General features: G+C 46.1%; 23 protein-coding genes. 9 read left to right on the top strand and 14 right to left on the bottom strand.

The window, feature by feature from the left end:
• Positions 1 to 3: 3 nt before the first annotated feature.
• A complete protein-coding gene (locus BDD39_RS13920) occupies positions 4 to 2880 on the bottom strand; it encodes an EAL domain-containing protein (RefSeq protein WP_166911564.1) in 2877 nt (958 codons plus the stop codon).
• 117 nt (positions 2881 to 2997) lie between these two features.
• Positions 2998 to 3351 (bottom strand): YisL family protein, encoded by a 354-nt coding sequence (locus tag BDD39_RS13925; RefSeq protein ID WP_166911566.1) that lies wholly within the window; start codon positions 3349 to 3351, stop codon positions 2998 to 3000.
• 268 nt (positions 3352 to 3619) lie between these two features.
• On the opposite strand from BDD39_RS13925, the gene BDD39_RS13930 reads away from it, so the two are divergent.
• Complete coding sequence (locus tag BDD39_RS13930; RefSeq protein WP_166911568.1) at positions 3620 to 4816, top strand: ornithine--oxo-acid transaminase; 1197 nt, start codon at positions 3620 to 3622, stop codon at positions 4814 to 4816.
• A gap of 44 nt (positions 4817 to 4860) precedes the next feature.
• On the opposite strand, the gene BDD39_RS13935 is transcribed toward BDD39_RS13930, so the two are convergent.
• Positions 4861 to 5766, bottom strand: a complete 906-nt coding sequence (locus tag BDD39_RS13935; protein WP_166911570.1) for a fumarylacetoacetate hydrolase family protein — start codon at positions 5764 to 5766, stop codon at positions 4861 to 4863.
• A gap of 319 nt (positions 5767 to 6085) precedes the next feature.
• Between BDD39_RS13935 and BDD39_RS13940 the strand changes: the two genes are divergently transcribed.
• Positions 6086 to 6259, top strand: coding sequence for a Spo0E family sporulation regulatory protein-aspartic acid phosphatase (locus BDD39_RS13940; protein WP_166911572.1), 174 nt, complete (start codon positions 6086 to 6088; stop codon positions 6257 to 6259).
• Between the two features lie 10 nt (positions 6260 to 6269).
• Here the strand turns inward: BDD39_RS13940 and BDD39_RS13945 are convergent, their stop codons facing one another.
• From BDD39_RS13945 to BDD39_RS13955, 3 genes are all read right to left on the bottom strand, one after another.
• Positions 6270 to 7445, bottom strand: coding sequence for a DUF418 domain-containing protein (locus tag BDD39_RS13945; protein ID WP_166911574.1), 1176 nt, complete (start codon positions 7443 to 7445; stop codon positions 6270 to 6272).
• 63 nt (positions 7446 to 7508) lie between these two features.
• Positions 7509 to 9101 (bottom strand): fatty acid--CoA ligase, encoded by a 1593-nt coding sequence (locus BDD39_RS13950; RefSeq protein ID WP_166911575.1) that lies wholly within the window; start codon positions 9099 to 9101, stop codon positions 7509 to 7511.
• 95 nt (positions 9102 to 9196) lie between these two features.
• Positions 9197 to 9421, bottom strand: coding sequence for a spore germination protein (locus BDD39_RS13955; protein ID WP_166911576.1), 225 nt, complete (start codon positions 9419 to 9421; stop codon positions 9197 to 9199).
• A 157-nt stretch (positions 9422 to 9578) separates the two neighbouring features.
• Here BDD39_RS13955 and BDD39_RS13960 point away from each other — a divergent pair, with 157 nt between their 5' ends.
• From BDD39_RS13960 to BDD39_RS13990, 7 genes are all read left to right on the top strand, one after another.
• The gene (locus BDD39_RS13960) at positions 9579 to 9803 is read left to right on the top strand and encodes a spore germination protein (protein ID WP_166911577.1); all 225 of its coding nucleotides are present in this window, start codon (positions 9579 to 9581) and stop codon (positions 9801 to 9803) included.
• Between the two features lie 67 nt (positions 9804 to 9870).
• Complete coding sequence (locus BDD39_RS13965; RefSeq protein ID WP_166911578.1) at positions 9871 to 10092, top strand: spore germination protein; 222 nt, start codon at positions 9871 to 9873, stop codon at positions 10090 to 10092.
• Between the two features lie 14 nt (positions 10093 to 10106).
• Positions 10107 to 10331, top strand: coding sequence for a spore germination protein GerPB (locus BDD39_RS13970; RefSeq protein ID WP_166911579.1), 225 nt, complete (start codon positions 10107 to 10109; stop codon positions 10329 to 10331).
• A gap of 84 nt (positions 10332 to 10415) precedes the next feature.
• Positions 10416 to 11015: a spore germination protein GerPC gene (gene gerPC, locus BDD39_RS13975; RefSeq protein ID WP_166912428.1), complete on the top strand. Its 600-nt coding sequence runs from the start codon at positions 10416 to 10418 to the stop codon at positions 11013 to 11015.
• Positions 11015 to 11200: a spore gernimation protein GerPD gene (locus BDD39_RS13980; protein ID WP_166911580.1), complete on the top strand. Its 186-nt coding sequence runs from the start codon at positions 11015 to 11017 to the stop codon at positions 11198 to 11200. The genes gerPC and BDD39_RS13980 overlap by 1 nt, the downstream gene beginning before the upstream one ends.
• A complete protein-coding gene (locus tag BDD39_RS13985) occupies positions 11200 to 11619 on the top strand; it encodes a spore germination protein GerPE (protein ID WP_166911581.1) in 420 nt (139 codons plus the stop codon). Before BDD39_RS13980 ends, BDD39_RS13985 begins: the two co-directional genes overlap by 1 nt.
• Positions 11619 to 11840, top strand: a complete 222-nt coding sequence (locus BDD39_RS13990) for a spore germination protein (RefSeq protein ID WP_166911583.1) — start codon at positions 11619 to 11621, stop codon at positions 11838 to 11840. The genes BDD39_RS13985 and BDD39_RS13990 overlap by 1 nt, the downstream gene beginning before the upstream one ends.
• Positions 11841 to 11890: 50 nt before the next feature.
• On the opposite strand, the gene BDD39_RS13995 is transcribed toward BDD39_RS13990, so the two are convergent.
• From BDD39_RS13995 to BDD39_RS14030, 8 genes are all read right to left on the bottom strand, one after another.
• Positions 11891 to 15238 (bottom strand): AAA family ATPase, encoded by a 3348-nt coding sequence (locus BDD39_RS13995; RefSeq protein ID WP_166911585.1) that lies wholly within the window; start codon positions 15236 to 15238, stop codon positions 11891 to 11893.
• The gene (locus tag BDD39_RS14000) at positions 15235 to 16416 is read right to left on the bottom strand and encodes an exonuclease SbcCD subunit D (protein WP_166911587.1); all 1182 of its coding nucleotides are present in this window, start codon (positions 16414 to 16416) and stop codon (positions 15235 to 15237) included. The genes BDD39_RS13995 and BDD39_RS14000 overlap by 4 nt, the downstream gene beginning before the upstream one ends.
• A gap of 29 nt (positions 16417 to 16445) precedes the next feature.
• Positions 16446 to 20180: a helicase-exonuclease AddAB subunit AddA gene (gene addA / locus BDD39_RS14005; RefSeq protein ID WP_166911589.1), complete on the bottom strand. Its 3735-nt coding sequence runs from the start codon at positions 20178 to 20180 to the stop codon at positions 16446 to 16448.
• A 1-nt stretch (position 20181) separates the two neighbouring features.
• Positions 20182 to 23682: a helicase-exonuclease AddAB subunit AddB gene (gene addB, locus BDD39_RS14010; RefSeq protein WP_166911591.1), complete on the bottom strand. Its 3501-nt coding sequence runs from the start codon at positions 23680 to 23682 to the stop codon at positions 20182 to 20184.
• A gap of 316 nt (positions 23683 to 23998) precedes the next feature.
• The gene (lepB, locus tag BDD39_RS14015; RefSeq protein ID WP_208404406.1) at positions 23999 to 24562 is read right to left on the bottom strand and encodes a signal peptidase I; all 564 of its coding nucleotides are present in this window, start codon (positions 24560 to 24562) and stop codon (positions 23999 to 24001) included.
• A complete protein-coding gene (locus BDD39_RS14020; protein WP_166911595.1) occupies positions 24559 to 25182 on the bottom strand; it encodes a TVP38/TMEM64 family protein in 624 nt (207 codons plus the stop codon). The genes lepB and BDD39_RS14020 overlap by 4 nt, the downstream gene beginning before the upstream one ends.
• Positions 25183 to 25372: 190 nt before the next feature.
• Positions 25373 to 25915, bottom strand: coding sequence for a competence protein ComK (locus BDD39_RS14025; protein WP_166911598.1), 543 nt, complete (start codon positions 25913 to 25915; stop codon positions 25373 to 25375).
• Positions 25916 to 26114: 199 nt separating this feature from the next.
• Positions 26115 to 26321 (bottom strand): hypothetical protein, encoded by a 207-nt coding sequence (locus tag BDD39_RS14030; protein WP_166911600.1) that lies wholly within the window; start codon positions 26319 to 26321, stop codon positions 26115 to 26117.
• Positions 26322 to 26489 lie beyond the last annotated feature (168 nt).

The following is a 26489-nucleotide window of genomic DNA, read 5'->3' on the forward strand; positions in this document are numbered from 1 at the left end:
TTTTTATTTTTTTCGTGCCGCCATATACCCTACTAATTCTTCCGCCGCTAACGGTGGATATAGCACATACCCTTGAGCGTAGCGGCAATGAAGCATTTTTAACAACTCCAGTTGTTCCACTGTTTCTACCCCTTCCGCGATCGTTTTTAGCCCCAATCCATGGCCCATCGTAATGATCGCCTTGACGATCGCAGTGTCAGACTGATTCGTATGAAGCTGCTCGATAAATGAGCGGTCGATTTTCAATGTGGTTGCCGGCAACCTCTTCAAATAGCTAAAAGAAGCGTATCCGCTCCCAAAATCATCGACAGCAATGCCGACACCGAGCTGCTTCAGCTCGTTCATCACTTGAATGCTGTTGGAAAGGTGACGAAGCATCGAATTTTCCGTCAGCTCTAAATGCAAGCAGTGCGGGGAAAGCTGCGATTGCCTTAACGCCTCTTTGACATCATCGATAAATTGTTCATGCTGAAATTGCATTGCCGATACGTTGACAAAAACAGAGAGATGCTCATTCCCTAGCTGCTGCCACTCCTTCGTCTGTTTGCAGGCAGTCATTAGCACCCATCGGCCAATGTCGTGAATGAGCCCCGTTTCTTCCGCTAACGGAATAAATTCGCCCGGTCTTACGAGCCCCAGCTGCGGATGGCGCCAACGAATCAACGCTTCATTGCCGATGATGGCGCCGGTATGTATATCAATGATCGGCTGGTAACAAAGAAAAAGTTCCTGTTTTTCCAATGCTTTCCGCAAATATCCTTCCATTTCTAAACGGTATAGCATTTCTTCGTTCATTTTTGCGGCATAAAATTGAATTCGGTTACCGCCGCTTTTTTTCGCCATATTGACGGCGATATCCGCATTTTTTAACAACGAGTGTTTATCTACCCCATCATCCGGGTAAAAACAGATGCCGATACTTGCCGTAATAAAAAACTCTTTGTTTTCATATAAAATCGGCTTCGCCACTTCTTTTGTGATGCGCGTTGCTACTTCAAACACCGCTTCCGCATCCGTCCGTCCCGTTAGCAGCAAACAAAACTTATCTCCATGAAATCTTCCTAGCCACGCCCCGATTGGCAGCACATGATGAATGCGCTGAACGACCTGCTTTAAAATTTCGTCGCCCGCAAAATGTCCGACGCTGTCATTAATCAATTTAAAGCGATCTAAGTCGATCAGCATCACCGCTAGCTTTCTATGTTTTCGCTCTGCTTTTTCCAGCTGTTCGTCGATGATTTCCATCCATTTAGTCCGGTTCGGCAAATGGGTATCCGGATCATAGTATGCTAAATATGCAATCTTTTCTTCTGCCTTTTTCTGCTCCGTAATATTTCTGCCGATTCCGTAAATCCCTACTTTTTTTCCTTCGACAACAATAGGGACATTTTTAATTTGAAACAACAGCTTCTCTCCCGACTTGGTCGGAATCTCCAAATTGTAAGTTTGTACCTTTCCGCGCAGCGCCCGATAAAAATAGCGGCTGACGCGGGGAATATCATTTGGATCGATATATTTTAGCGAGTTCGTGTATAAAATTTCTTCTTTTTTGTATCCAAGCACTTGCTCGAACGCGGGATTTACGCTTGTCAAATTGCCGTGCAAATCGGTGGAATACACGATATCGGTATTATGTTCAAACAGCGATTTATACCGCTGCTCTGATATTTGCGCGTGAACGTGAAGCTGCTCCATGTCACGAGAAGAAGTGGACATTAAATGGGCGAGCGTCATGATCCCTTGAAATTCCCTGGGAACCGTCAAAGACGCAGAAACATTGTCATGGTTGCGATTTGGGCTTCCTTCGGATAAAGCAATCATGCTAAACGCTGCAAATCGTATCGGAAAATATTGATCTTTGATCACAAGCTCGTCAAAGACAAACGGAGCAAGAGTTGGAGCGACTTGCTCTAACGCTGCCGTTACCTGTTGCAGCATAGGACGTGCGTATCCTTGCAGTGCGGTGCCGTGATAGAAAAAAATCGATTCCGGCCATTTTTTTATCAATTGATGAAAGGTATCATGCATATTCCAATATAATGACGGAACATGAACATAGCTAAACTTGACTTTCTCTCCTTGCTCGACACTGCCGTTTAATTCAATAGAGCCGTCTTCGTTCACCTTTATGATTGGTAAACATTCCTTATGGCCATTTCTTTCGACAATCAACGGAAATTCCGTCCCGGAAAAAGGCAACCGCTCGATAAATTCCTTTCCTAAATAACGTTGCAGCAATATGGCCGCTTTCTTTCCGTCGAGTTCATATAATATATTTTCACGGCATTTCGTAATTTGAAATGCGGTGCCGACCGTCTCCCATAAAAACGGATGCAATGATTGAATACGCAAAGAAATGCCATTAAAACTAACTGCTACCACTCCGCCGACGACAACTCCCTCCTGGGAAAACAGCAACCCGCCTTCAGGAACACAGCCGCCAATGATGACCATTTTTTCGTTCACTAGCGGCAGCTGGCGGACAAGCGGCTGAAGATGTCTTGCTTGGTCGGTAAATAAAAGAAGAAGATTCGTTTCTTCTGTTATGAGAGTATCCGATATATACGTTACAAGCTCGGATGGATGGGCAAATTCTTCATAGGACAATAAAACCGAATGAACACTCGTCTTTTCAAATGAAGTAAAACATATAAAAAATCGCCCATCGTCACCGAAATGTTCACGATGCGTGATCATTCCTAATAATTGGGCGTGCGGAAGATGCCGCTCAAGCAGTTCGACGATTTCGCGAACGTCCCCTTCATCGGCATTATTGGCGGCAATTTGCACAAAAAGATGGTCATATTGGGCAATGTGGTGCTTTTCGATCAAATGGTATAACTCCTTGGCATTATGACAATGAAATTGATGCACATTCATTATACTCCACCACACTTACACGAATATTAGAAAAATTATAAAAATATTCTTTCTACTAACATACCACATTTTATGCATACGCAAAAGCGGCAATTCCATACGGAATTGCCGCCTTTTTTAGAAAAGATCGATCCCGAGCGGTAACATTAAGCCTAAAAATATGGCGAGAACGAGCGCAACAACCCACTGCACCCAGGCAACGGTGCTACTTTTCCCTTTTTTCATCGCCGCTAAAACCATTTCCATCGCTCCGATTACCCATAAACCAGCAAGCGCCTTCATCACATATAATATAGAAATCGAGGCGATGCTATGTAATAAAAGAACACCCGTTATGATCGTAAGGATGTAAAACAAGCGCAGCACCATTTGCACCATTTTTGCTTTCGAAGATCCTGAACGTTGCAATGAAACCGTGATCAAAAACAATATAATAGCAATCAACCAACTCGTAATATGCGCATGTGTCATATTGATACCTCCATTTCCACACATTCATTTCCATCATAGCATGCAAATACAGAAAAAAACAAACTTTATACAATCAAAAAACCATTACTTTCCTCATAAAAGGATTTTGACAGAGATCGCAATGTTTTTGTCACCATACTGCTGAAAATCGATCTTACATATATCGACGAAGCCAACTCGATTTTCCAACAAAGATATTTCTTTTTTTGCTATAATAAAAAATAGCGCAAAAATTATAATTTTATTATCTATTTAGGGAGGAACACTCATGAGCAAAACAACTGAAATGATTCGTTTGACCGAGCAATATGGCGCCAATAACTATCACCCGCTTCCAGTCGTTCTCAGCAAAGGGGAAGGGGTATGGGTGGAAGACCCGGAAGGCAATCGCTATATGGATATGTTAAGCGCTTACTCAGCCGTTAACCAAGGGCATCGCCATCCGAAAATTATTCAAGCGTTAAAAGAACAGGCGGACCGCATTACCTTAACTTCACGCGCCTTCCATAACGACCAGCTTGGTCCTTGGTATGAAAAAGTGGCAAAGCTGACAGGAAAAGACATGGTGCTGCCGATGAATACCGGCGCTGAAGCGGTGGAAACGGCGTTTAAGGCGGCGCGGCGCTGGGCGTACGACGTAAAAGGAGTGGAAAAAGATAAGGCAGAAATCATCGTTTGTGAAAACAACTTCCACGGCCGAACGATGGCAGCGGTATCGATGTCTTCGAGCGAAGAATATAAACGCGGATTCGGGCCGATGCTTCCAGGCATTAAAATCATCCCGTACGGTGACGTGGAAGCGTTAAAAAAAGCGATTACACCGAATACGGCAGCGTTTATTTTCGAACCGATTCAAGGCGAGGCAGGGATTAACATCCCGCCGGAAGGTTTCTTAAAAGAAGCATATGAAGTATGCAAAGAACATAACGTCCTTTATATTGCCGACGAAATTCAATCCGGTCTCGGCCGTTCCGGAAAAATGTTCGCTTGCGACTGGGAAAACGTCGTTCCGGATATGTACATCCTTGGCAAAGCATTAGGCGGCGGTGTATTCCCAATTTCTTGTGTCGCGGCCAACCGTGACATACTTGGCGTGTTTAATCCTGGCTCGCATGGCTCCACTTTTGGCGGAAATCCGCTTGCATGTGCGGTATCGATCGCAGCGCTCGATGTGATTATGGAAGAAAAACTGCCGGAACGTTCCTTAGAATTAGGAAATTATTTCATTGAAAAATTGCGGGAAATTCAACATCCGGACATTAAAGAAGTGCGCGGCAGAGGGTTGTTCATCGGCGTAGAGCTTCATACTTCCGCCCGCCCATATTGTGAAAAACTAAAAGAGGAAGGATTGCTGTGTAAAGAAACGCACGATACGGTCATCCGTTTCGCTCCGCCGCTTGTTATTACAAAAGAAGAATTGGATTGGGCGATCGAGCGGGTGAAAAAAGTATTTGCCAAAGCTTAAATAAGGAAAAAACGGGGCATGCACGGAAAACGCCCCGTTTTTTCTTATTCTCCTACCTTATTTCTTAATGTTCCGATTCCTTCGACGGTAATCTCGACGACATCGCCAACCTGCAAAAAGCGCGGCGGCTTCATTCCCTTGCCGACCCCGGCAGGCGTCCCAGTGGCAATAATGTCTCCTGGTTCTAGCGTAATGCCGCGGGAGATCGTTTCAATAATTGTCTCGATATTAAAGATCAATTGCTCAGTACTTGCTTTTTGGCGAACTTCTCCATTTACTTTCGTTTCAATTTGCAGCTTATTTGGATTTTCAATGAGCGACCGGTGCACAATCCACGGTCCCATCGGACAGAATGTATCTAAACTTTTTCCAAGCAAATATTGCACGTGGCGTTCTTGCAAATCACGCGCCGTCACATCATTAATGATCGTATAGCCAAACACGTGCTCGAGAGCCTCTTCTTTGCGAATGGCTCTTCCCCGTTTGCCGATGACAACGGCAAGTTCGCCTTCATAATCCACTTCATCGGTTACTTCAGCGTGGCGCAAAATCGTTTCTTCATGCCCAATCACAGTAGTCGGCACTTTGGAGAACACAATAAGATGTTCAGGAATATCTGACTTTCCGCCTAGTTCCATCGCATGATCCGCATAGTTTTTCCCAATACAAAAAATATTTTTAGGAGGCCGTGGAATCGGTGCCAGCAGACGCACGTCTGCTAAGTCATATACATATTGTGCGGATGGATTTTCTTTTACCCATGCGGCAATTTTCTCTACCTTGCGCAGAAAATTGTCTCCTTGCTGAATACATTCAAGCAACGACGAAGGAATGGTTGCGCGCTGATCGACTGCTTGCTCGGCCAAACGCAAATGAACGACTTTTCCCTCTCCTTGTTCAACGACACCGACAAACACTTCGCCGTTATACTCCGCTGTAACAAACCGCATTGTCCCATCTCCCCTTTTGATATTGGAAATTTATACATCTTTGTTTATATTCGTGCTTTTTAAGAAAAGTCCTACCGTTTGTTGAATTTTGTCTAAATTGGCAAATTTGACACTTATTTTAGCGAATGTCTTTCCTTTTTCGTCGCTATATGTATAATAATGTTTAGTTTCTTTTCCCCATCGATGATCATGACTTTCTGCGCGTACCAAAAGCATGATGCCGCTTTTTATGCGGCGTGGGACGAGGTTTATTCTCAAGGGCTTCCATAATATAAAGAAAAGAGTTCCTTCAGAATAAAAAAGATTGATGGTGAACACAATGGTTCTTGTCTTAATTGAGGAAAAACGACAACAAATGATAGAATTAGCATTAACGCATGGATTTACCGCAGAGGAAACCATCCAATGCAGCCAAGAACTAGATGAACTAATCAATCAGTATTTGCGGAAATCTGTACTAACTGAATCCCTTTCCTCGTCCGTCCCTCAGTAATGTATGCCGATCAGGAGGGACGCTTTTGTTTATAAATCGCCCACCTTTTTCCATAACTCACACACCGCCATATCCACTCCATTGGCCCAAATTGAAAATGCCGTAGCCACTGCCGGCTGATCACTAACTGTACGCTATAGAGGATAATCGCAAGCAGCGTGCCCGCAAACATACTCATCTTGCCATACCAGCCAAGTCCATAATGGTAAAACAACATCGTGCAAACGATCGATTGCAGCAAATAGTTTGTCAGCGACATTTTTCCTATGTACTGGAAAATCATTAATTTTTGTTTCCACCAATTTTTTTGCAATAATAGCAAAATAACCGTCCCATAAAAACACGCTAATGATGTTCCGCCAAATATATGTTGAATATACGCCGTAAACTCGTTGTCTATGGTAAAGTATGGAAGAGTTTTTAAAAATAGTCCCGCTATCAGCGATAGCAATGCTACCTGGCGAATAACCCCCGTATAGCGATCCGCTTCCTCGACCCATCGTTTTTGCGCCACATATCCGCCGAACAAGCAAAGCGGCAGCATCGTCGCCACCGTAAACAACAACCCTCCCGAGCCGTTGACATACATCCAATCATTCCATCGTTGCCAAAAAATATCGGATAACGTCCCGTTTTGGTAATGATGCAACGCTTTGACCGCCAACGCAGCGTTGCCATGATCCGCTCCCTTCGTCCCTTCTAGCCCGCTTGTCATTCCCAATAGCAGTACCACGGAAAAGTGGAGAACGGAAAAACAAATGATCGCCCCGGCAAGCCATGCGCGCGGCCGGGCATGTGCAAAAAGAAGCAATATTCCTCCCACAAGAGCATAGGAAATTAAAATATCGCCAAACCAAATCAAAAAAGCATGAATGAGTCCGACCACAAGCAAAAACATGAATCGGCGGGCAAAAATTCGGATAAATGGAAGCTGCCGTTGACGAAGACGGTCACGAAACATGATCATGCTAAAGCCAAACAAAAAGGCAAACAATGGATAAAAACTCGCCTCACAAGCAATGTCGATGGCTGTTGCTGTCCAATGGTCCAGTCCGTTGAATCCTTTCCTATCATATAGTACCGATGAAGAAAAATACGGCATATTCACAAGCAAAATGCCAAGCAGGGCAAAGCCGCGCAGTACATCGATGGCAATAATCCGTTCTGTATTTGATTGTCCAGCCATGTTTTCACCTTTCTTCCTGCCTCGCTTCATAGAAAAAAGTCCGCATATCGCGGACGTTATTTTTTAGTTTACGTAACGGCCAGTTTTTCCGAGCGAATCCCAATATTGTTTGCGCAAATGAACTTTTTGAATTTTCCCGGACGCCGTTTTTGGCAATTCCTCAACAAATGTAACGCCGGTAATCGCTTTAAAATGGGCGAGCTTTTCTCGTGAAAAAGCGATTAATTCCTGCTCTGTCACTTCATGTCCCGGGCGCACAACCACAAATGCATGCGGCGTTTCTCCCCATTTTTCATGCGGAACCGCGATCACCGCTGCTTCCAGCACCGCCGGATGCTCGTACAGCACCCCTTCTACTTCAATCGAAGAAATATTTTCCCCGCCGCTAATAATAATATCTTTTTTCCGGTCGACAATATCAATATTTCCATATTCATCGACGGTCGCCATATCACCAGTATATAACCAGCCATTGCGAATTGTCTCCATCGTTGCCTCTGGATTTTTCCAATACCCTTTCATGACATTGTTACTTCTTATAATGACTTCACCGATCGTTTTTCCATCATGCGGCACTTCATCACCGTATTCATCCACCACCTTTACTTCACAACCGATCATCGGATACCCCGCTTTTGCTTTTATACGATATTGTTCTTTCAGCGGCAAATCGCGCAAATGGGAGCGGATCGTGGAAATCGTGTTAAGCGGTGAAGACTCGGTCATCCCATACACTTGGATAAACTCCCAGCCAAGCTCTTGTTCCACACGCGTGACAAACGCTGGCGGCGGCGCTGAACCGGCAATCACGACGCGGACTGGGTGGCTAATCGTCGGCTTATGCTCATCATAGTACTGCAAAAGCATATTTAATACCGTCGGTGCCATATGCATGACGCTAACCCGATAGGTTTGAATATAATCAAAAATCACTTTTGGATCAACTTTGCGCAAGCCGATCTGCGTCGCTCCGTTTGCCGTATAATAAAATGGCGCCCCCCAGCCGTTGACGTGAAACATCGGCAATACATGCAAATGCGTATCTTGATCGGAAACACGGAGATGATGCATCGCAATCAACGCATGAAGGTAATTGTTGCGGTGCGTCAGCATCACTCCTTTTGGATTTCCTGTCGTTCCGCTTGTATATAAAAGACTGCATACATCGTTCTCATCGATATCCGGACGGTCAAACAATGTAACCGGATATTGCCCGAGCCATTCATCGTAATCGATTTCATTTGTTTCCTTATTTTTTTGATGAACGATAATCGCCTTTACCGTTTGCAGCTGATCTTTAATCGGCACAATTAAGTGGTATAAGTCTTGATCGACAAACAACACTTTGCTTTCGCTATGATTTAAAATAAACAAATAATCGTCGGGCTTAAGGCGCGTATTCAGCGGCACCATAATCGCGCCGAGCTGAAAAATGCCGTAAAATCCTTCTAGCATTTCAAGCGTGTTTGGCGCTAAATATGCCACGCGGTCCCCTTTTTCTACCCCTAACTGTTTTAGGCCGTGAGAAAGTTGATTTACGCGCTCGCCTAGTTGTCTGTATGTAACTTTTCGTCCGGAACAAATCATCGCCGTTTTGTCTCCATACAAGGAAACGGCCCTGTCTAAAAACTGCGTCAACACTAATGGTACATTCATTCTCCCATCTCCTAATTATATTTTAGAAAATTCACAATTATAGTATATATAATTTTTCACAAAAGAAAAAGATGGTCTTTGTCCGTCATGACCATCTAATTATTTCCTTTCACCCCTGCGTCTGACACATCAGGATCGAATAGATTAACTACACTGCAAAACGTATTCGTCTGCAGAAAATCACCTGAATTTGCTCCTCCTGCCCCCGAATTTGTTTTCGTTGTACTTTTCGGAGCGATTTGCAGCACATCTCCCATATTGACCGTGCCATTTCCGCTCACGTTTGTTACTTTAATTCCGCCAATGATCATTGCCGGCATCACTCATTCTCCTTCTCATTTTTTTCTTATAGAGAGTAGTTTAGTTATTAATATATGACCAAAAAATAGATTCGCTTGGACATCCATCCTATATTGAACCGTTTTCCTTTCCTATTCATACACTGACAGTAAACAATGACCAAAAGGGGGGAGCCGTATGCCTTCGTTTGTTAGCGGTCCAATTAAAATTACGACTGTGAGCGGAGATGGTACCGTGAATTTTGGGGATGTATTGCAAATTGCCCCGAAAAGCACGCTAAAATCTAACACGGGCTCCGGCGGAAGCAATAACGGCGATTTTTTACAAACCAACACGTTTGTCAGTTTTACAAATACAGGAGATCCTGACGTCGCCGATTCTAACAATGTGGCAAACAACTAGAACGCTCACCTTTTTGCTGCTGTGCCCATACACTAATGGTAAGACATAAAAGAAAGGTGCATGCCTTATGCCAGCATTTGTCGGAGTTGTCAAATTAAATAGCATTTCAAGCAGCGGCGTGTTTCATATTGGAGACGTGTTTGCGATTTCGCCCCAAAGCGTTGCCAAAACCTTTGCCGGCGCCGGCTCGTTTAACACGGGGGATGGTCTGCATGTTTACAACTATTATAGCAATACAAATGTCAATGACGCGGATATTGCCGATGAAAATGTGGTAGCCAACGTTTAAAGGAGGAGAAGAAATTGAATTTTTACATTAATCAAAGTATATGTATTTACCAATTGAAAATTGGCTCTGTCACGAACTCATCCGTACTGCAAATCGGCAGCGCAGGCAGCATCCAAGCGCTTTCTACATTAATGAACACAGGAGGGTACACGGAACCTGCTCCAGAGGCGGCCGTTACCGCTCCGCTTGTAGGAGAAGCAGTCGGTCCTCTCGTCCCACTTCAATCAGCAGGACGCTAGAAAATCATAAAAATGGTGATGACAACAACTGGTCGTCCATATATTGAAATAAGAAGGGACTTTGGAGAGGATGAGTTCACGATTATGTTCCTATATGATTATTTGGTAAAGCTACGGCGCTATGTCTCATGGCAAACCAAAAAAATACAGACGTTAGAACAGCGGCTTCTCCTCCTAGAAAACCAGTTAAAAGAACTGGAACAGCAACCACGCACTACTATTGAACGAATCGAATATAAATTTGATCAATTAAAAGTGGAAACATTGGAAGGAACGTTAAATATCGGCATTACTCCTAACGGGGTTGGCAACGCTATCGAAGATTTTGCCGTTCAACCACAACAAACAGTCGTTCCGAAGCCGGAACCCGTCTTATTCCGCAACATTCAAGAAAAAGTTCATGCTTATTTAGAAAAGGAAGCAAAGGAGACGATAAAAAGATTCGAAAAACAGTACGCACATCGTCTTGATGACACGTATCGGCATTTTATTTTGCAAGACATTGCCCGACAAGTAGACGAACGAATTCGTTTTTATTTGCATCAAAAAATGAATAACGGATACGTTCCTACATCCGACAATGATGAGACCGTCGTAAACGAAATTTTTCAAAAAATAAAGGCGGATATTGAACAATCGATTGACATGTTTCTGAAACATCTGCCAAAACAAGGGGGAGAATGATGAATTATATTGTGATCAACCGTGATGTTCATGTTGGCGATATTCATTTAATAGCTGTAACAAGCTCCGCCATTTTTTTAATCGGCGATGCGGATGTCATTAATCTCGCGTCCGCTTTTGACACTCCTCCAGAATCATTAATCATCGGACCGTTCGTTCCGCTCATCCAAAGAGGAGGGCAGTGATGAAACGAACATCGATCGTCCAATTCTTTCATGGGGAAACGCTCCTCTTTAGTTCCGTTTTACAGATTGGCGACTCACAAAACATTGCTTCCCGTGCTCGCGTTTTAGCTGTTCAGCGGCAATATGAGCTGTTTTTTGGAAACGAAGGTGAAAGCAGCTTTCCTATTTTTACAAAACCGATTCCAAAAATTCAATCGGACCGCCGAAACCTTTCGCTGCAAACACTTCATCAATCTCCCGTTATCTCCGTCCGTTCCATTCGTGTATTAGCGGCTTCCACTGCCGGTGTGGTGCATATCGGTTCAACCTCTACCGTTGATGCGGAAGCAAGAATTAAACATATCCGCCAGCTTGCGCCGAATTCTTCAGCACCTTCTATGGGAAATACACAAACAACCTCACCAAAGGATGAGAAATAATGCCTTCTGTCGTCGGACCCATTAAAATTAATAATGTCAGCAGTGGCGCGGTTGTCCAAATGGGAGATTGCCTGTATATCGCGCCGAAAGTAGCAACCAAAACAATGGCTGGTTCGGGAGGATTCAATACGGGCGATTTTGTCATTACAAACACCGGCATCAGTTTAACAAACACGTTTGACCCTGACGCGTTTGACAGCAATGTCGCTGCCAATAACTAACAAAGCCGCCGTTTCAAAAAAAAGCAGGCGGCTTTGCATGTATATAGCAGTTACATGACTTCTAATCTCACTCTCGTTCCGCGTCCGCCCGGCTCTGCCGGCTCGACAATCAGCCGTTTCGGCAAACGGGCGCGAATTTCCTGCACATGGCTAATGACTCCAATGGAAAGCCGCTGCATGTGAAGCTTCTCCAGTGCAGAAATCACGGTGTCAAGAAGCTCGGCATCGAGCGTGCCAAATCCTTCATCCAAAAAGAAAAACCGCAGCGGATATTCTCCGCGCAATTGAATTTGCGCCGATAACGCCAAAGCAAGCGACAATGACGTCAAAAACGTTTCTCCTCCTGACAGAGTGGTCACCGGCCGCTTGACGCCGCCGTTGGCGTCATCGCGGATCAAAAACCCCCCTTGTGAGTCGATTTCGAGCGAATAGCGCTGTCTGGTTAACGAGCGCAACCGTTCCGATGCCATTCTTGTTACTTGAATAAGCTGCTCCTCCGCCATAAATTCGACAAAGCTGTTTCCTCTTAAAATCGATTGCAAATGTTTATAGCGATCTATCAACGCAGTTAGTTGCTCCTGCTTTTTCTCCAATTCGATAAACCGCTGATGTTTTTTCGCCAACTCCTCTACTTTCGTTTGCGCGGCACCTAATTGATGCATCGCATCATCCACTTGCTGCTTGATCTCCGTGTATACTGCCTGCAGCTCTTCCCATTGTTCCTTCTCAATCGTTTCCCCTTGCATCACTTCCGCCAGCTGCCCGAGGCGATGCTGTACTTGTTGCACCTTCTGCCAATAGTTGTCGATCGCCTGCTTCCATTCGACATATACTTCCTCTGCAACTTTTGCATCTTTTACCTCTTTTTCATCGACAAATGCCGTTTTCTGCAACTCTTGAAGCCAGCGTGATTTCGCCTCTTCATACCGCGCTTTTCCTTCCTCTAGCGACTGCCCGGCCGCTTTTTCTTCCGCTTCTAATGTTTGATATTGTTTTTGCGCATCTCTCCATGCCTGATAAGCTTGTTCTTCCTCTTCTTGTAAACGGCGCAGTTGCTCTGCTACTTGGCGAAGCTGCTCTTCAATCTGTTTGGTTCCTGCTTTTTCTACTAATTGCTGCTGATAGTCCTCCATTAGCTTTCTTTTCGTTTGGCATAACGAAACGAGGCGCACTTTTTCTGTTTCCAGCTTCCGTTCTTCCTCTGCCAGCCGTTCTTTTTCCCGCAATTTATTTTCAAGAAACGGAACGCTGTCATCAATCCGCTTTTGCAAATTGCGGACCATCTCTTCATGCTCGCGCATTTGTTTTCGCAGTTCATCGATCGCTGTCAGGGAAAAGTCAGGATATTTTTCCCGCCAGTTTGTCTCTAGCTGATTATATTCGTTCACACGGTGCTGCCATTCGCTCTGCAGCTGTTGTATATCTTTTTCCAACAGTTGGATTTCCTGCTTGGTTGCCTGCTGCGCCGAGTCGGCGTTGCGCCATTGCTGCAATGTTTGCTGAGCGGCTTCTTTTAATTGCAGGCAGTCTTGTTGAAGCGCCCTTGCTTCCACGGTAATATCGACATTCTCTTCTACCTTCCATTGGCTAACATCCAGGCGCTCAAAGGTCCATTCATTGCTGACAAACTGCGCGAGCTGCTCCAGCTGGGCTTTGAGGGAAAGCAGCGTTTGCATATCCACTTGCCCTTGTTTGCGATGTTGTTCGATGATCGCGATGTTCTCCTCGCTAACCGGGACAGCGTGTACATATGGATGCGGGTGTTCGCAGGAACCGCAAACAGGGCACGGCTCCCCATGACGGAGCTGTTTCGCAAGCATGGCGGCCAATTCCGCCGTTTTCGCCTCCTCAACTTTTTTCCGCTCTTGCTCGAGCTGTTGTTCATACCGGTATAGGCGCTTTTCTAGCTGCCATTGACGCTCGCATACGAGGTGATACGTTTTTTCGATGCGTTGAAATAAAATATGTAATTTCTCTTTTGCTGTTTCCGCATACCGCTTTCTTTTTTCCCATTCTTTGTTTGCCTGCTCCCATGTCTGCTGCTTTTGTGTCAGCTGTTGCTGCGTATCGCGGAGTGCGTCTGCCGCTCTTTCGATTTTTTGCTTTTCATCATACGCCTGCTCGATCCGTTCTTTTTGCTCGAGCAAACGTGTGTACTTTTGCAGCTCTTCTTTTAGCGTTTGCTGTTTGGCCAAGCCGCGCTCGTACCATTTTTCTGCTTCCCGTCGCTGTTCTGCTATTTTTTGTTCTTCTAATTCGATAAAGTGAATTTGTTTTTCGAGTTCGCTAATTTCCGCTTCTAGTGCGCGGATTTGCCGTGCCAATTGCTGAGCTTGCGTCAGTTGCTCCCTTTTTGCAAGCAGAAGAGGTTCTTGAGAAAACTTCGCCTGGCGGATGTTCTCATAACGCCGCACCGCCTGTTCGTAAAGCGCTTGCGCCTGCATGAGCTTCTGCTGCAGCTCTTTTTGTTTGACGGCGGCGCTGTCGATAAAATGAAGCGCTTGTATATACTGTTCCCAATACGGCCATATCCGTTCCGCCTGCTCCGCCCGGTCTTTTTTCATTTCTAACAAGCGAATGTATGATTCTTGTTCCGTAAGGTACGCTAGCTCCGCTTCAAGCTCTTCTTTTTCCTTTTGCCACGTCCATAACTGTTTGGCCCGTTCTACCGTTTTCTCCATATCATGCAACTCTTTTTTCCGCTTTTGCAGCAGCTTCTGCAACGTGTGGAACTGCTGCTTCGCCTGTTCCAACGCTTCTTTGGACGCATCGCCCAACCCAGCTTTTTCGGCAGCGACCTCGCTCCATTCATTCGAAAGCGCAGCCAACTTTTCTTTTAGCTTTTTATTCAACCGGTCACCATACGGTTCCAGATGGAAAAGACGCTGCAACATTTGCCGCCGTTCGGCGCCTTTTAACGATAAAAATTCGGCAAATTTTCCTTGCGGTAGCACGACGGCGCGCGTGAAATCTTTCATCGTCAGCCCAAGCAGCCGCTCGATCGCTTGATTGACGTCCGTTAACTTATCAGCGAGCACCACCTGCTCCTCTCCATGCTCGATCAAACGGCAAATGGCGCTTTTCGTCCGCCATTCATCCCCTCTTTTAAAACTGCGCTCTACCGTATATCGCTTCGTGCAAACGGCATTTTCTAGCTCAAAAGTGAAAGAAACAAACAGCTCGTTTTCGGCATGGTTCATAATCCCCTGTGTGTGGTTTGGCGCCCGTTCGACACTGCCAAATAAGGCGAGCGTCATCGCATCTAAAATCGTCGATTTACCGCTTCCCGTCGGGCCGAAAATGCCGAAAACGCCGCCTTCGCATAAAGTTTGAAAATCGATCGTTTGCTTCTCGCGGAAGCTATGCAGCCCCGCGATCGTCAACGAAATTGGCTTCATTCCTCCACCTCTCCCTCTTCTTCCTCGTCCGCCACCAGCTCTAAAAAGAGGCGGACAAGCTCGTCATCCGGTTTATGCCCGCCCGTTTGACGTTCATAAAAGCGGCGGAACATTTCCTCTAATGATAATTGCTCTTGTTTTACACCGGTGACATGCTCTTCTTTATCTGGGAAAACCGGACGAATATGCACAAAACCCGGATGCAGCTTGCGCAGACGGTAAATTTCTTCCATTGTCAGCAGATCGGAAAGGTGGATTTCTAAATCAATCCAACTCGACGCGTCTTTTCCTTCCTCACACCAGCGATATACTTGCGCAAGCCCGTCCGTCGCCTTCCACCGTACAAGCGGCTTTCCAGAAGAAAGTGGAATTTCCGAAACGATGGCTTTTTCTCTCGGCTTTACATCGACGATCGTTACCGATTTAGCATAGCCCGCCTCGGAAAAGCTATAGGCAAGCGGGGACCCTGAGTAGCGGGCCGCCGTTTCCGCCCGCTTCACATCTTGCGGCCGGTGCAAATGGCCGAGCGCAACATATTGCGCTTGCTTTGGCAAGCTCGCAGCCGACACGGTATAAGCGCCGCCAACTTCGATCGGACGCTCCGAATCCGATGTGCTTCCTCCCGCCACATAAAGGTGGCTCATGGCGATATTAACCGTCTTTTCCGTAAAAGAAGCAGCCATAGCGGCAAATAACTGGCGAATTTGCTCATCATACCGATCGCGCAGCGCGGTTTCGGAATGTTCTTTCGACAGCAATTGCGCCAGGCGGGATTCAGACGGATAGGCAAGCGGAGCAAGCAGCATCGTCTCGTCGCACGCCGGCACGTCAATGCGATAGACGGACGTATCCGGCCAGCCGAGCAAAAAGATATTGTAATCATCGAGCAATGTCCGCGCCGCGCTAATGCGTTCGGGGTGATCATGGTTGCCGGCGATCACCGCTATCGGGCGTTTTCCTTTGTCGGAAAGGCGAGCAAGGCTTTCGTAAAACAATTGTTCCGCCGCCGCTGGGGGGTTTACCGAGTCAAACACATCGCCTGCCATTAATATGACATCAATGTTTTCTTTCTCGACGATATCCGCCAGTTCATCTAAAAACTGCTCCTGCTCCGGCAGCCTGCTTCTTCCTTCCAACGTTCTTCCTAAATGCCAGTCCGCGGTGTGCAAAATGCGCATCGCTGCCCCTCCCCTTTTTACAATTTTCTTTAAATGGAAAGAAGATGCGATCCATCAAATAAATACAAATAGCATTCATCGACACGCGTGCGCCAAATTTGTTCGACGGCGCGCCGGTATACTTTCATTTGTGTTTCGTAGCGGGATAAAATTACCTGCTTTGCTTCGCTCCATCCTCCAGCAAAACGGTTGGTGATGGCATCTGTTTTAAAGTCGATTAAGACAAGCCCTTTTTTATCGGCAAACAGGCAGTCAATTACCCCTTGCACCAGCACCTGTCTTTCTTCCCCAATGCCATCGCCGTATATTTCCTTAGCCGGAAGCGCGAAGCTAAACGGCACTTCGCGGTACACTTCGTCTGCGGCACATAAACGCCTGCCGATTTCTGTCGCGAAAAACGCGACAACGCTGGAAACATCAATCGCTTCCGCCTGTTCGTGCGTCAAAAGTTCCATCCGCACAAGCTTGGCGATTTGCTCACGGACGGACGCTTCGGTAATCGGTGCTGTTACATCGATGTGCTGCATGACAACATGCATCGCCGTCCCTTTTTCTGCCGGTGTCAATTTTTTCTCCTGCATAAACAGCGGACGTTCAAAAATCGGCGAATAAGCGCGCTGAAGCAGCATGCGATCCGCGTTTTCCCCGAAAATATCGCGCTGCCGCTTTAACTCCGATACCGTTTGCTTGGCGCGCACGGCCGTTTCTTTTTCATACACGTATTGCCAAGAAAGAAGGCGGTTGACTTCCTCTTTCCGTTCCCCCATGTTCGGGACAGGCTCTCCTTTTTTCAACGCAGACATTATTTGTTCATTTATCTGTTCCGCTTCCGCATTTTCATCGTTTAACTGGCTCGCCGGAATGACTTCCATATGCCAGACGGATGGGTGGGAAGCAATTTTTTCGCATACACCAGACACATCCGTCAGCCGCTTTCCATCGCGATGACGAATAAGCGCTCTTCCAATCCAGTCTAAATAACAGCGAGCAGATGCGCGGACATCATCAGGCAAGAGCCACTCTTCTTCTGTTGCTATACTTTTCCATTTTTCTATTTCTTTTTTTGCGTCTTTTACTGCTGCGACTAAATACAATTTTTCTTTCGCCCTTGTTAACGCCACATATAAAATCCGCATTTCTTCCGCCAAAAAGTCAAGCCGTTTTTTCTCCCGGATCGCCATTTGCGGCAATGTCGGATAGCTAATGCGCAGCTTCGGATCCACAAAACGCGAGGCAAAGCCAAGCTCTTTATCGAGCAAATACGGCCCATGTAAATCCCGTGTATGAAACGGGCGGGCCAGCCCTGCCACAAACACGATCGGAAACTCAAGACCTTTGCTGCTATGGATCGTCATCATTCGCACGACATCTTCTTGTTCGCCAAGGGTGCGTGCCGCGCCCAGATCGTCCCCGCGGTCTTGCAGGCGCTCGATGAACCGCAAAAAGCGGAACAATCCACGAAATGACGTCGTCTCATATTGACGGGCGCGGTCGTAAAGGGCGCGCAAATTCGCCTGCCGCTGTTTCCCCCCGGGCAAGGCGCCGACAAAATCGTAAAACTGCGTATCCCGATACAGCTGCCAAATCACATCGGCCAACGAACGCTGCCGCGCCATCGTCCGCCACTGCTTTAACTGTTCGACAAACGTGCGCACCTTTTCCTGCAGCATCTCTTCTTCCACACTTTCTGCCGGTTTATGCAAAAAAGACTTCATTGCTTCATAAAACGTCCCTTTTTTATCGCCAATGCGAATCAGCGCTAATTCATTTTCATTCAAACCGACAAGCGGCGAACGCAGCACGGCGGCAAGCGGTATATCTTGGTACGGATTATCGATCACTTTTAACAGAGATAGCATGATCGATATTTCTGTTGCTTGAAAATAGCCGGAAGATAAGTCCGCATACACCGGAATGCCTTGCGCACGAAATTGTTCGATGATTTGCGGCGCGTTTGTCATCGAACGGAGCAAAATGACAATATCCCGATACATCGCGCGGCGCATTTGTTTGGTGTTGCGGTCATACACATAAAACGGTTTAGAAACAATTTCTTTTATTTTTTTCGCCATCACACGCGCTTCCAGCTCCGACAGCGCCAGATCGCTGGCATTGAGTTCTTCCGTTTCTTCCCCATCCGTGCTGTTTCGGTCTACGATGATGAATTCTGGAACCGCCTGTTCATAATCAGGATAATCGGTAGCTCCATATTTCAATTGCGCCGCTTCGTCATAATCCATCTCGCCTACCGCTTCATCCATGATTTGTTGAAAAATAAAGTTCGTTCCATGCAGCACTTCGGCACGGCTGCGAAAATTATTCGCTAAGTCGATTTTCAGCCCAGCTTGACTGCCATCTGCCGTAAACCGTTTATATTTGCTTAAAAATAACATTGGTTCCGCCAAACGGAAACGGTAAATCGACTGCTTGACGTCGCCGACCATAAATAGATTTCCAGTGCGTTCACTTCCTTTTTTGACCAGCTGCAAGATGGCCTCCTGCACCATATTCGTATCTTGATACTCATCCACAAGCACTTCGGCAAACTGCACGCGGTAATCTAAAGCCGCGTCGGAAGGAAGCCACTGTCCATCTGGGGAGTCGGGATGGCGTAAAATTTGCAAACAATAATGTTCCAAATCGGAAAAATCGACAATCCCCTTTTCCCGCTTATATGCTTGGAACATTTCCGCAAAACGCTTGACCAACCGCACGATCGTTTCCACAATCGGCTTCATCTCGCGCATATGCCGAAGCCATGTGGCCGGACGAAGGGAAAAGACGTTGTCGCGCAGCGACTCCAGTTTCTTTTTCGCCTGTTCGCGCAATGATTTTGCTTCCTCGATCAATTGCGGATCGTACTCGTTGCCGCGGCACGAATTCAACCGCGATAACGACAAAGCCTGAAGCGCTTCGTACAGCCCGTCCCATGACTGCTCTAACAATGTTTCTAAATGACGAATCAACTGCAAATCACTACGATAATTTTCCGCGTACGGCAGCGGCCCCCCCGGCAAGTTCGCCAACTGGAGCGCCCTTGTAATGAGCCGCTTTGCCGCTGACAGCTCCATCGTTACATATTTTTTAAAATAAGAATAATATGGGAGCTCTGTCACCGATGCATTTTCCCCGATGTCATACATGGCAACCAGCTGGTCGAGCCAATGATGTGGTTCCGGATGCGAGCGGGAAAATTCATAGATGGCTAGAATCATTTCCTGTAGCTCGGCATCGCTCCGGTCTCCTGTATAGCGGTCTACCACATCGAAAAACAGCTCATTATCGGTCTTGCCGTACTCTTCCTCAAGCAGCTCTTCCATCACTTCCTCTTTCAGCAATTCGATTTCCGTATCATCGGCAATGCGGAATACCGGATCTAAATCAATGAAATAGTAATATTTGCGAATCACGTCCAGACAGAAAGAGTGGATCGTCGAAATCGAAGCGCGGTTCAATAAGCTAAGCTGCCGCCGCAAATGGAGCGAGCTTGGCTGTTTCTCCAGTTCGCGTTCAAGCGCTTCAGCAATTCTTGCTTTCATTTCTGCCGCCGCCGCGTTTGTAAATGTAACAACAAGCAGCCGGTCTACATCGATCGGATCTTCTTCCGCCGTTATTTTTTGGATGATCCGTTCGACAAGCACGGCGGTCTTTCCAGATCCCGCCGCTGCCGCGACGAGAATGTCCTGTCCGTCGGCGGCAATCGCCTTCCACTGTTCATCGGTCCAACGGCTTCCTGCCGGCTTCGGGCGAAACGTGACGTTCATTTCAGTCCTTCCCTTCCGATAATTTTTTCATGATCGCTTGATGGTCTTGTGGCGTTAACAGCCGGTAATGATTGCCCAGGAACGATTCGTCAAACTGGCAAACTGACTTAAACGAGCAAAATTCGCAAGGAGTTTGTTCCTTTAGCTTGTACGGGGCGATGTCAACGACCCCGTCGACAATTTGAACGCCGATCATTTGGAACAGCTGGCGAATATGTCGGCGCAAATAGGCGAAATCCGTTTCGCTGACAACCGATGATTTGGAATGAATCGCACCTTTTTTTGTAATTTGCGCAGGAACGACGAGTGACCATTTCCCTACTTCGATTTGCATATCCATTAAGCGGATGGCCTCCACATCTTCCAGCAACAGGCCGCGCATTTTAAACTGCTCGAGTAGCTTTTTCTCAATTTCTTTTTCATCTTGAAGAAATTGATTGCTTTTTATCATCGGATTGTGCACATGGAAATAAAGAATGCCAGCAGGGAAAGCTTCTTGGCCGACTAGCTGTTCCGCATACGTAAGCACAATATCCAGGTAGGTAAGCATCTGCAAGGCAAGACCATAGTATACTTCTGTTAAATCAAGCGTTTTGGCGCTAGATTTATAGTCAATCACGCGCAATAAAACCCCTCTTGAACTTTCCGCCTTATCGACGCGGTCGATTCGTCCGACCAGCTCCATTACGGTGCCATCGGGAAGCCGGAACGCCAGCGGCGGAAGCACCCCATTAGGGCCAAACTCAAGCTCGAGGCCGACCGGCACGAAGCCGCTTGCCCTAGCGTGTTCGCTTAGCACATGCGCCGTTCTGGCAATGACATTTTTCAGCTTTCTTTTCACATAGTAGTAGCGATTCGAACTGAATAATACTTGTTGCTGAATGAGCGGCGCGATTTGCTCCACCGCTTCTGTGGACAACTGTTCACATTGCTGTTTGGATAAATGGCGCCAATCGCTGTTTGCTTCGCGCAGACGATCAGATATCATTTTCAGCGCAGAATGGAACAGCTGGCCGATGTCAGGAGCTTCAAGCCGGAAAATGGTTCGCTCCTTCAAGCGCAAACCATGGGAAGCAAAATGGGAAAACGGGCATTTTTGAAATTGTTCCATGCGCGATACGCTCGCCTGAATTTTTTTGCCATACAGCCGCTTACTGATTTCTTTTTTCAACGGGGCCGTTTCATTTGTATAAAATAATCCGGAAACCGCTTTTTGCACCTGCTTGCTCCAGTTTGGGTGGCTGATGAAGAAGTTGTATACGTCCCACCATAGCGGAGCGATCGAATAATTCCGCTTCCATGCCTGAAGCTGCGCGACGAGATAAGTTTGCGTCGCGCGTGGCGCGGTCACAAACGATGCTTGTTCCGTAAGCGCTGCATCGAGCGGATCGTTTCCGCATACACGCTTTTGCAAATGTGGAAATAAATCAGCCAGTTGTTTGATGACGATCGAAGGCGGAAGCGCTTTTCCTTCTTCATTGGCAAGCGGATAAGTAACATATAGGCGTTCGCTTGGGCACGTTAATGCCAAATAGATGAAAAAAGGTTCATAAAATAATTGCTCTCGTCCTCCCGGAGCCACTTTCGCTCCTAACTCATGCAATAGTTGTCGTTCCGCTTCAGCGATTAATCCATCTTCTTTTGCTTTGGCCGGAATCACCCCGTCATTGACCCCGATCACAAATGCACATTTGATATCGATCAAGCGTGAACGGTCGAACTGCGCGATAATCACCTGATCCATTGCCGGCGGCACAAGCGCAAATTCAAGACGGTCGAGCCCGGTTTCGATAATTTTGGCAAACTCCGTAACAGGCAGCGCTTCACTGCCTAGCATCTCCACATACTGGTTGAGCAAATCGATGACCGCGTTCCATACTTGTTCATGATGCCTTGCTTCGACAAGCTTTCCCTGCTCCTCCGCTTCTTTGCTCATGTTCTCTAGCTTTTTAGGAATTTGCAATTCTTCTAAAAATAGATAAACCGCTTCACAAAGACCTCGTCCATCTTTTGCCCGGCGCATGCGGCGTTCTAACCGCAGAAGCGGAGATGTCACCATCTCGCGCCATTGATTCAGCGTTTCTTCATATTGCTTCTCTTCGTCCGTCTGCGGGATCGCTAATCCTTCCAATGCCTGATAGCGGCGGTATGTCCACCGTTCGCCGTTCGTCCATTTGTCCCCTTTCACACCGTACGCAAGCACGTAATTTTCCAGCTTGTCCATCGCTTCGCGCAGCGCGGCTACATCCTCTCCGACCGGAAACAGCAAATCCGTCTTAATCGCGCGAAACACTGCTTCATAACGCCACCGCGAAGCAATGATTTCCATGCTCGCCCGCAATAATTCAATCAATGGGTGATGGTGCATTGGTTCTTTTTCGTCCATAAAATATGGAATATGAAAATCGGAAAAAATCGTTTTGATAAAATCACGATATGCTTCCGTATTGCGGACGATCACGGCGATATCGCAATAACGGTAGCCTTTGTCGCGGACAAGATGGACGATTTCACGCGCAATCGCCTCGATTTCCGCACGGCGGTTTGCCGCTTCATACACGCAAATCGCGTCAGCCTTTTCTGAATAGACAACAGCAGGACGATCATGATAATGCGCTTCGAGATGGGCAAGCGCCGCTTCTTGATGACGTCTATTTTCTCCTAGCATCACCGGCTCTTCGATCGCAATCCCATTTAGTAGCGCTATTTCACGGAGATCATGATATGTTTTTGCCGTCAAATAAAACAGATGCAATTCATTTGGCAACCGTTCGTCATAAGGGGCATCCACCGTTAACGAAACAGTGACGCGGCGGCAATGAATCAACAGCTGCTCAAGCACCATATACTCCTGTGGAGTAAATTGATGAAACCCGTCCACATAAATCTCGGCGTCGCGTAGGTAGCGCGATTGTGGAATTTTTTCCGCAAGCAGCCGCAAATAGTCTTCCGAATCGATATAGTGATTGGCTAAACTTTTTTCCAGTTCCTCATAAATCATCGATATATCGTTTAACTTATCCGCCAGCACTTTTTCAGCGGGCTTTCCCCGATGTTCCTCCAGCTCTTGTGCATGTTGGCGAAGCTGCTGTGGAGTAAGGCAGTACCGTTTACACTCCGTAATCATGTCGTAAAGCTGTTGAATAAATCCTGTTTTATCAACCGCTCTCCCAAATAATTGCAATTGCTGCTTACGATGTTCGACAATTTTGCGGATCATCATCTGCATGCCGACATCGCTAATATGATATCGGCTTATTCCGCCCGTTTCCTGCAAAATCCGCCACGCCAGCCGTGTAAAACTAAATACTTGCGCTCGGATCATTCCACCAAGCCCAGGTGTATGTATAAACGCGTATTCGGATTGAAACGTCATTTGTTCCGGAACAAGATAAATAATCGGGTTCCCTTTCGGTTCTTCTTGCAATTTGCGGCGAATTTCATTTAAGCACGTTGCCGTTTTTCCGCTTCCTGATCTTCCTAGCAGAAATCGAAGCGACATAGTATCACCTTCATTTTCCATTATTCCCTTTATTTTAGCACATATGTTCGTGTTTAGGAAGAAAAAAGTTCGCTTCCCTCTCCATTCCTACGCAACCAGTGTAAAAGGAATGCGATGCCAACGCAATACGTGTTATTTTCCAGTTTTCGAAAGAAAAAGGTATCCACGTGCAGTTTGCATCGCTGAATACCTTTTCTTTCCATCGATATGAAAATAACATAGCAAACCCGTCTAGCCTATCTACGTTCCCATCAATGCAAGAAATTTCTTCGTTTTCCATTCTACTTAGGCGCAATCATCCTCTTTCCCGCAACAGTTAAAACCGGACGGCGAACTGCCGCACAGGCCAATAGCGTAAATCTACTTTCCCTACCACCTGACTGATTTTGACAAATCCAAAATGACGGCTATCCCAGCTGCTTAGCCGATTATCGCCAAGAACAAAAATACATCCTTCTGGCACCCTTTTTTTCCCTGTTAGTTCCTCTAACGTAAAATCGCCCGTCAGCTTTCCGTCAATCAACTTTTGCTTATACGGCCGCAAATATGGTTCATTGACTTTTCTTCCGTTAATGTACAGCACATCGTTTTTATATTCGATTTGATCGCCAGGAAGCCCGATGACGCGTTTGACGTAATCTTCTTTTTTATTGGCATGAAAGACGATCACATCAAATCGATGAATATGCCCGATTTGATAACTTAGTTTGTTGACAATGAGCAAATTTCCTTCCTGCAAGGTCGGCATCATCGATTTCCCCTCCACCATATAATTGGTGAAGCAGAAAAACCGAATGAAAACGACCGTAAACACTCCGGCAAAAAGAGCCAGCCTGCGCCACCATTTTTCGTTTTTCTTCATCTTTCCATCACCCGTCATTCCGCGTCTCCCTCATTAAGCTGTTTCTCGGTAAGCGAAAACCTCGACTCCACCCTTTTTCCGGCATACCATAACAATATAATGACGACGGCAATCGCAACCGTGCGAAGCGGCTGTTTCACGAGCGCCACAATATCATATCCAATAAAGCTGATCGTAAAAATCATAACCATTTTTCCTAATAATACGGCCAAAATAAACTGCTGCCTACTGATTCTCGACAGCCCCGCAACAATGTTTACCACAGCTGACGGAGTAAAGGGAAAGCAATATAACAAAAACACAGGCCCAAAACCATGTCTTTCTATCCAATGCATAAACTGTTTAACTTTGCGATGGCGGCTGACAAAACGGAAAAAACGTTTCTGCCCGATTTTTCGCGTCAGCCAAAAAACGAGAATCGAACCGAGGCAGGCGCCAGTCCAAGAAATCAAAAACCCCTTCCATAAGCCAAATGCAGCCGCATTAGCCATCACAAACACGAACATTGGCAAGATGGGAAAAAATGATTCCAACAATGTTGCCGCAATCCCTGGAAGCATCCCAAAGGATCGGTATTGTTCTAGCACCGATAGCACGTTTTCTAGAGTAAACCATTGTTTTATTGTCTCGATGTCCATGTATACTCCCCATTCAAATTCCTGATGTTTATATATTTATTTTACACACTTCTACAGGGAATTTGAACTAATCTTTACAATGATAATGATTGGAATATTTTAATTATTAGCGCATAGCACGTTCATTGTCTTCTGTTTCGGGCGCGGGAAAAGCGATTGGTCTAAGGCTTGTATCGTTTATAGCGATGATTCATTGCTGCTGCCAATCTTTCGAGCGATTCATGCGAAATACATATTGCAATTTGCGTTCCCTTGCCTCCATACGCTCCGACAGCTTCGTTCTCAGCTGGGCGGTTCGATAGAGCTGATTGACAAAGGAATGATAGGAAACATCCAGCAACATGCTTTTTTCATTGGTAAAATAAACGATGGTCTGATCGTGTTTGGTAGGCTCATATTTATATACGTGAATGTGTGACAGCCAAGCGCAGCGGGAATCATTTGGGGAAATGGTCGGGAATACGTAAATTTCGTTGAGTGGTTCAATCGCGATGGGAGCTTTATGGGTGATGCCGATCACAGCTTTCGTCCCTTCTTTGCGGCCACGAAAACTGCAGCCATAGTAATCGCAGCTACGTTTAATAATATCGATCGGCCTCAATTTCACGATATACTCTCCGTCTTCCTCGATCACCTTCGCATAGGAATCACCGTGTGAGTGATGCGGCAAAATCGCCATTGTATAACGGCTAATAATAAATTTATCGAGGACGACAAACTCATTTACCTTCATTCTACTTTCTCCCCTCTCTTATTACTACATTGTATCCGATTCCATCATACCATTAATAGTTATATTTTTCTATATTTTCAAGAATTGTTAAACTATTTTTTCTATAAAACCATACGGTGAGCCTATGACCAAAGTCATAGGCCCAAAAAAGTTTCTTTCTCTAATGCGAAAGCACGGGTATGCCGGATTGGGAAGTTGTTCATGAATTATGAAATACTTGATGAATTTCCTTTGCCGCCAAATATTCATTCGCCTGTTCGACTGCCGTGTGCTCTCCGGCTGAATCTCCCGCATATGTTTCCTCATTCATAAACGCCTGCTGGAAATGGAAATCCGTGCTCATGCGAAATTCTGAATGCAACGTCGGTTCAAATGGCATTTCTCTTTTTTCCTGTTCTTTTTCCATATGAATGATCGCCTCCTATGTTTAGGATGCGATGTTATTACCAAATTATACAAAGGCATAAGGAGTATTTATTGTTGCACGCTTTCTATGCTGGCTTCGGTCTTATTCGTAACATGCAACACAAAAGGGCACGCTTCGATCAAGCGTGCCCTTTTCTTTAACCCCCCC

Source organism: Saccharococcus thermophilus (assembly GCF_011761475.1).
In the GTDB taxonomy this organism is placed as follows: Bacteria; Bacillota; Bacilli; order Bacillales; family Anoxybacillaceae; genus Saccharococcus; species Saccharococcus thermophilus.

Coding starts and splice junctions, on each gene's coding strand:
- BDD39_RS13920 (WP_166911564.1), bottom strand. CDS start 2,880: ATGAATGTGCATCAATTTCATTGTCATAATGCCAAGGAGTTATACCAT.
- BDD39_RS13925 (WP_166911566.1), bottom strand. CDS start 3,351: ATGACACATGCGCATATTACGAGTTGGTTGATTGCTATTATATTGTTT.
- BDD39_RS13930 (WP_166911568.1), top strand. CDS start 3,620: ATGAGCAAAACAACTGAAATGATTCGTTTGACCGAGCAATATGGCGCC.
- BDD39_RS13935 (WP_166911570.1), bottom strand. CDS start 5,766: ATGCGGTTTGTTACAGCGGAGTATAACGGCGAAGTGTTTGTCGGTGTC.
- BDD39_RS13940 (WP_166911572.1), top strand. CDS start 6,086: ATGGTTCTTGTCTTAATTGAGGAAAAACGACAACAAATGATAGAATTA.
- BDD39_RS13945 (WP_166911574.1), bottom strand. CDS start 7,445: ATGGCTGGACAATCAAATACAGAACGGATTATTGCCATCGATGTACTG.
- BDD39_RS13950 (WP_166911575.1), bottom strand. CDS start 9,101: ATGAATGTACCATTAGTGTTGACGCAGTTTTTAGACAGGGCCGTTTCC.
- BDD39_RS13955 (WP_166911576.1), bottom strand. CDS start 9,421: ATGCCGGCAATGATCATTGGCGGAATTAAAGTAACAAACGTGAGCGGA.
- BDD39_RS13960 (WP_166911577.1), top strand. CDS start 9,579: ATGCCTTCGTTTGTTAGCGGTCCAATTAAAATTACGACTGTGAGCGGA.
- BDD39_RS13965 (WP_166911578.1), top strand. CDS start 9,871: ATGCCAGCATTTGTCGGAGTTGTCAAATTAAATAGCATTTCAAGCAGC.
- gerPC (WP_166912428.1), top strand. CDS start 10,416: ATGTTCCTATATGATTATTTGGTAAAGCTACGGCGCTATGTCTCATGG.
- BDD39_RS13980 (WP_166911580.1), top strand. CDS start 11,015: ATGAATTATATTGTGATCAACCGTGATGTTCATGTTGGCGATATTCAT.
- BDD39_RS13985 (WP_166911581.1), top strand. CDS start 11,200: ATGAAACGAACATCGATCGTCCAATTCTTTCATGGGGAAACGCTCCTC.
- BDD39_RS13990 (WP_166911583.1), top strand. CDS start 11,619: ATGCCTTCTGTCGTCGGACCCATTAAAATTAATAATGTCAGCAGTGGC.
- BDD39_RS13995 (WP_166911585.1), bottom strand. CDS start 15,238: ATGAAGCCAATTTCGTTGACGATCGCGGGGCTGCATAGCTTCCGCGAG.
- BDD39_RS14000 (WP_166911587.1), bottom strand. CDS start 16,416: ATGCGCATTTTGCACACCGCGGACTGGCATTTAGGAAGAACGTTGGAA.
- addA (WP_166911589.1), bottom strand. CDS start 20,180: ATGAACGTCACGTTTCGCCCGAAGCCGGCAGGAAGCCGTTGGACCGAT.
- addB (WP_166911591.1), bottom strand. CDS start 23,682: ATGTCGCTTCGATTTCTGCTAGGAAGATCAGGAAGCGGAAAAACGGCA.
- lepB (WP_208404406.1), bottom strand. CDS start 24,562: ATGACGGGTGATGGAAAGATGAAGAAAAACGAAAAATGGTGGCGCAGG.
- BDD39_RS14020 (WP_166911595.1), bottom strand. CDS start 25,182: ATGGACATCGAGACAATAAAACAATGGTTTACTCTAGAAAACGTGCTA.
- BDD39_RS14025 (WP_166911598.1), bottom strand. CDS start 25,915: ATGAAGGTAAATGAGTTTGTCGTCCTCGATAAATTTATTATTAGCCGT.
- BDD39_RS14030 (WP_166911600.1), bottom strand. CDS start 26,321: ATGGAAAAAGAACAGGAAAAAAGAGAAATGCCATTTGAACCGACGTTG.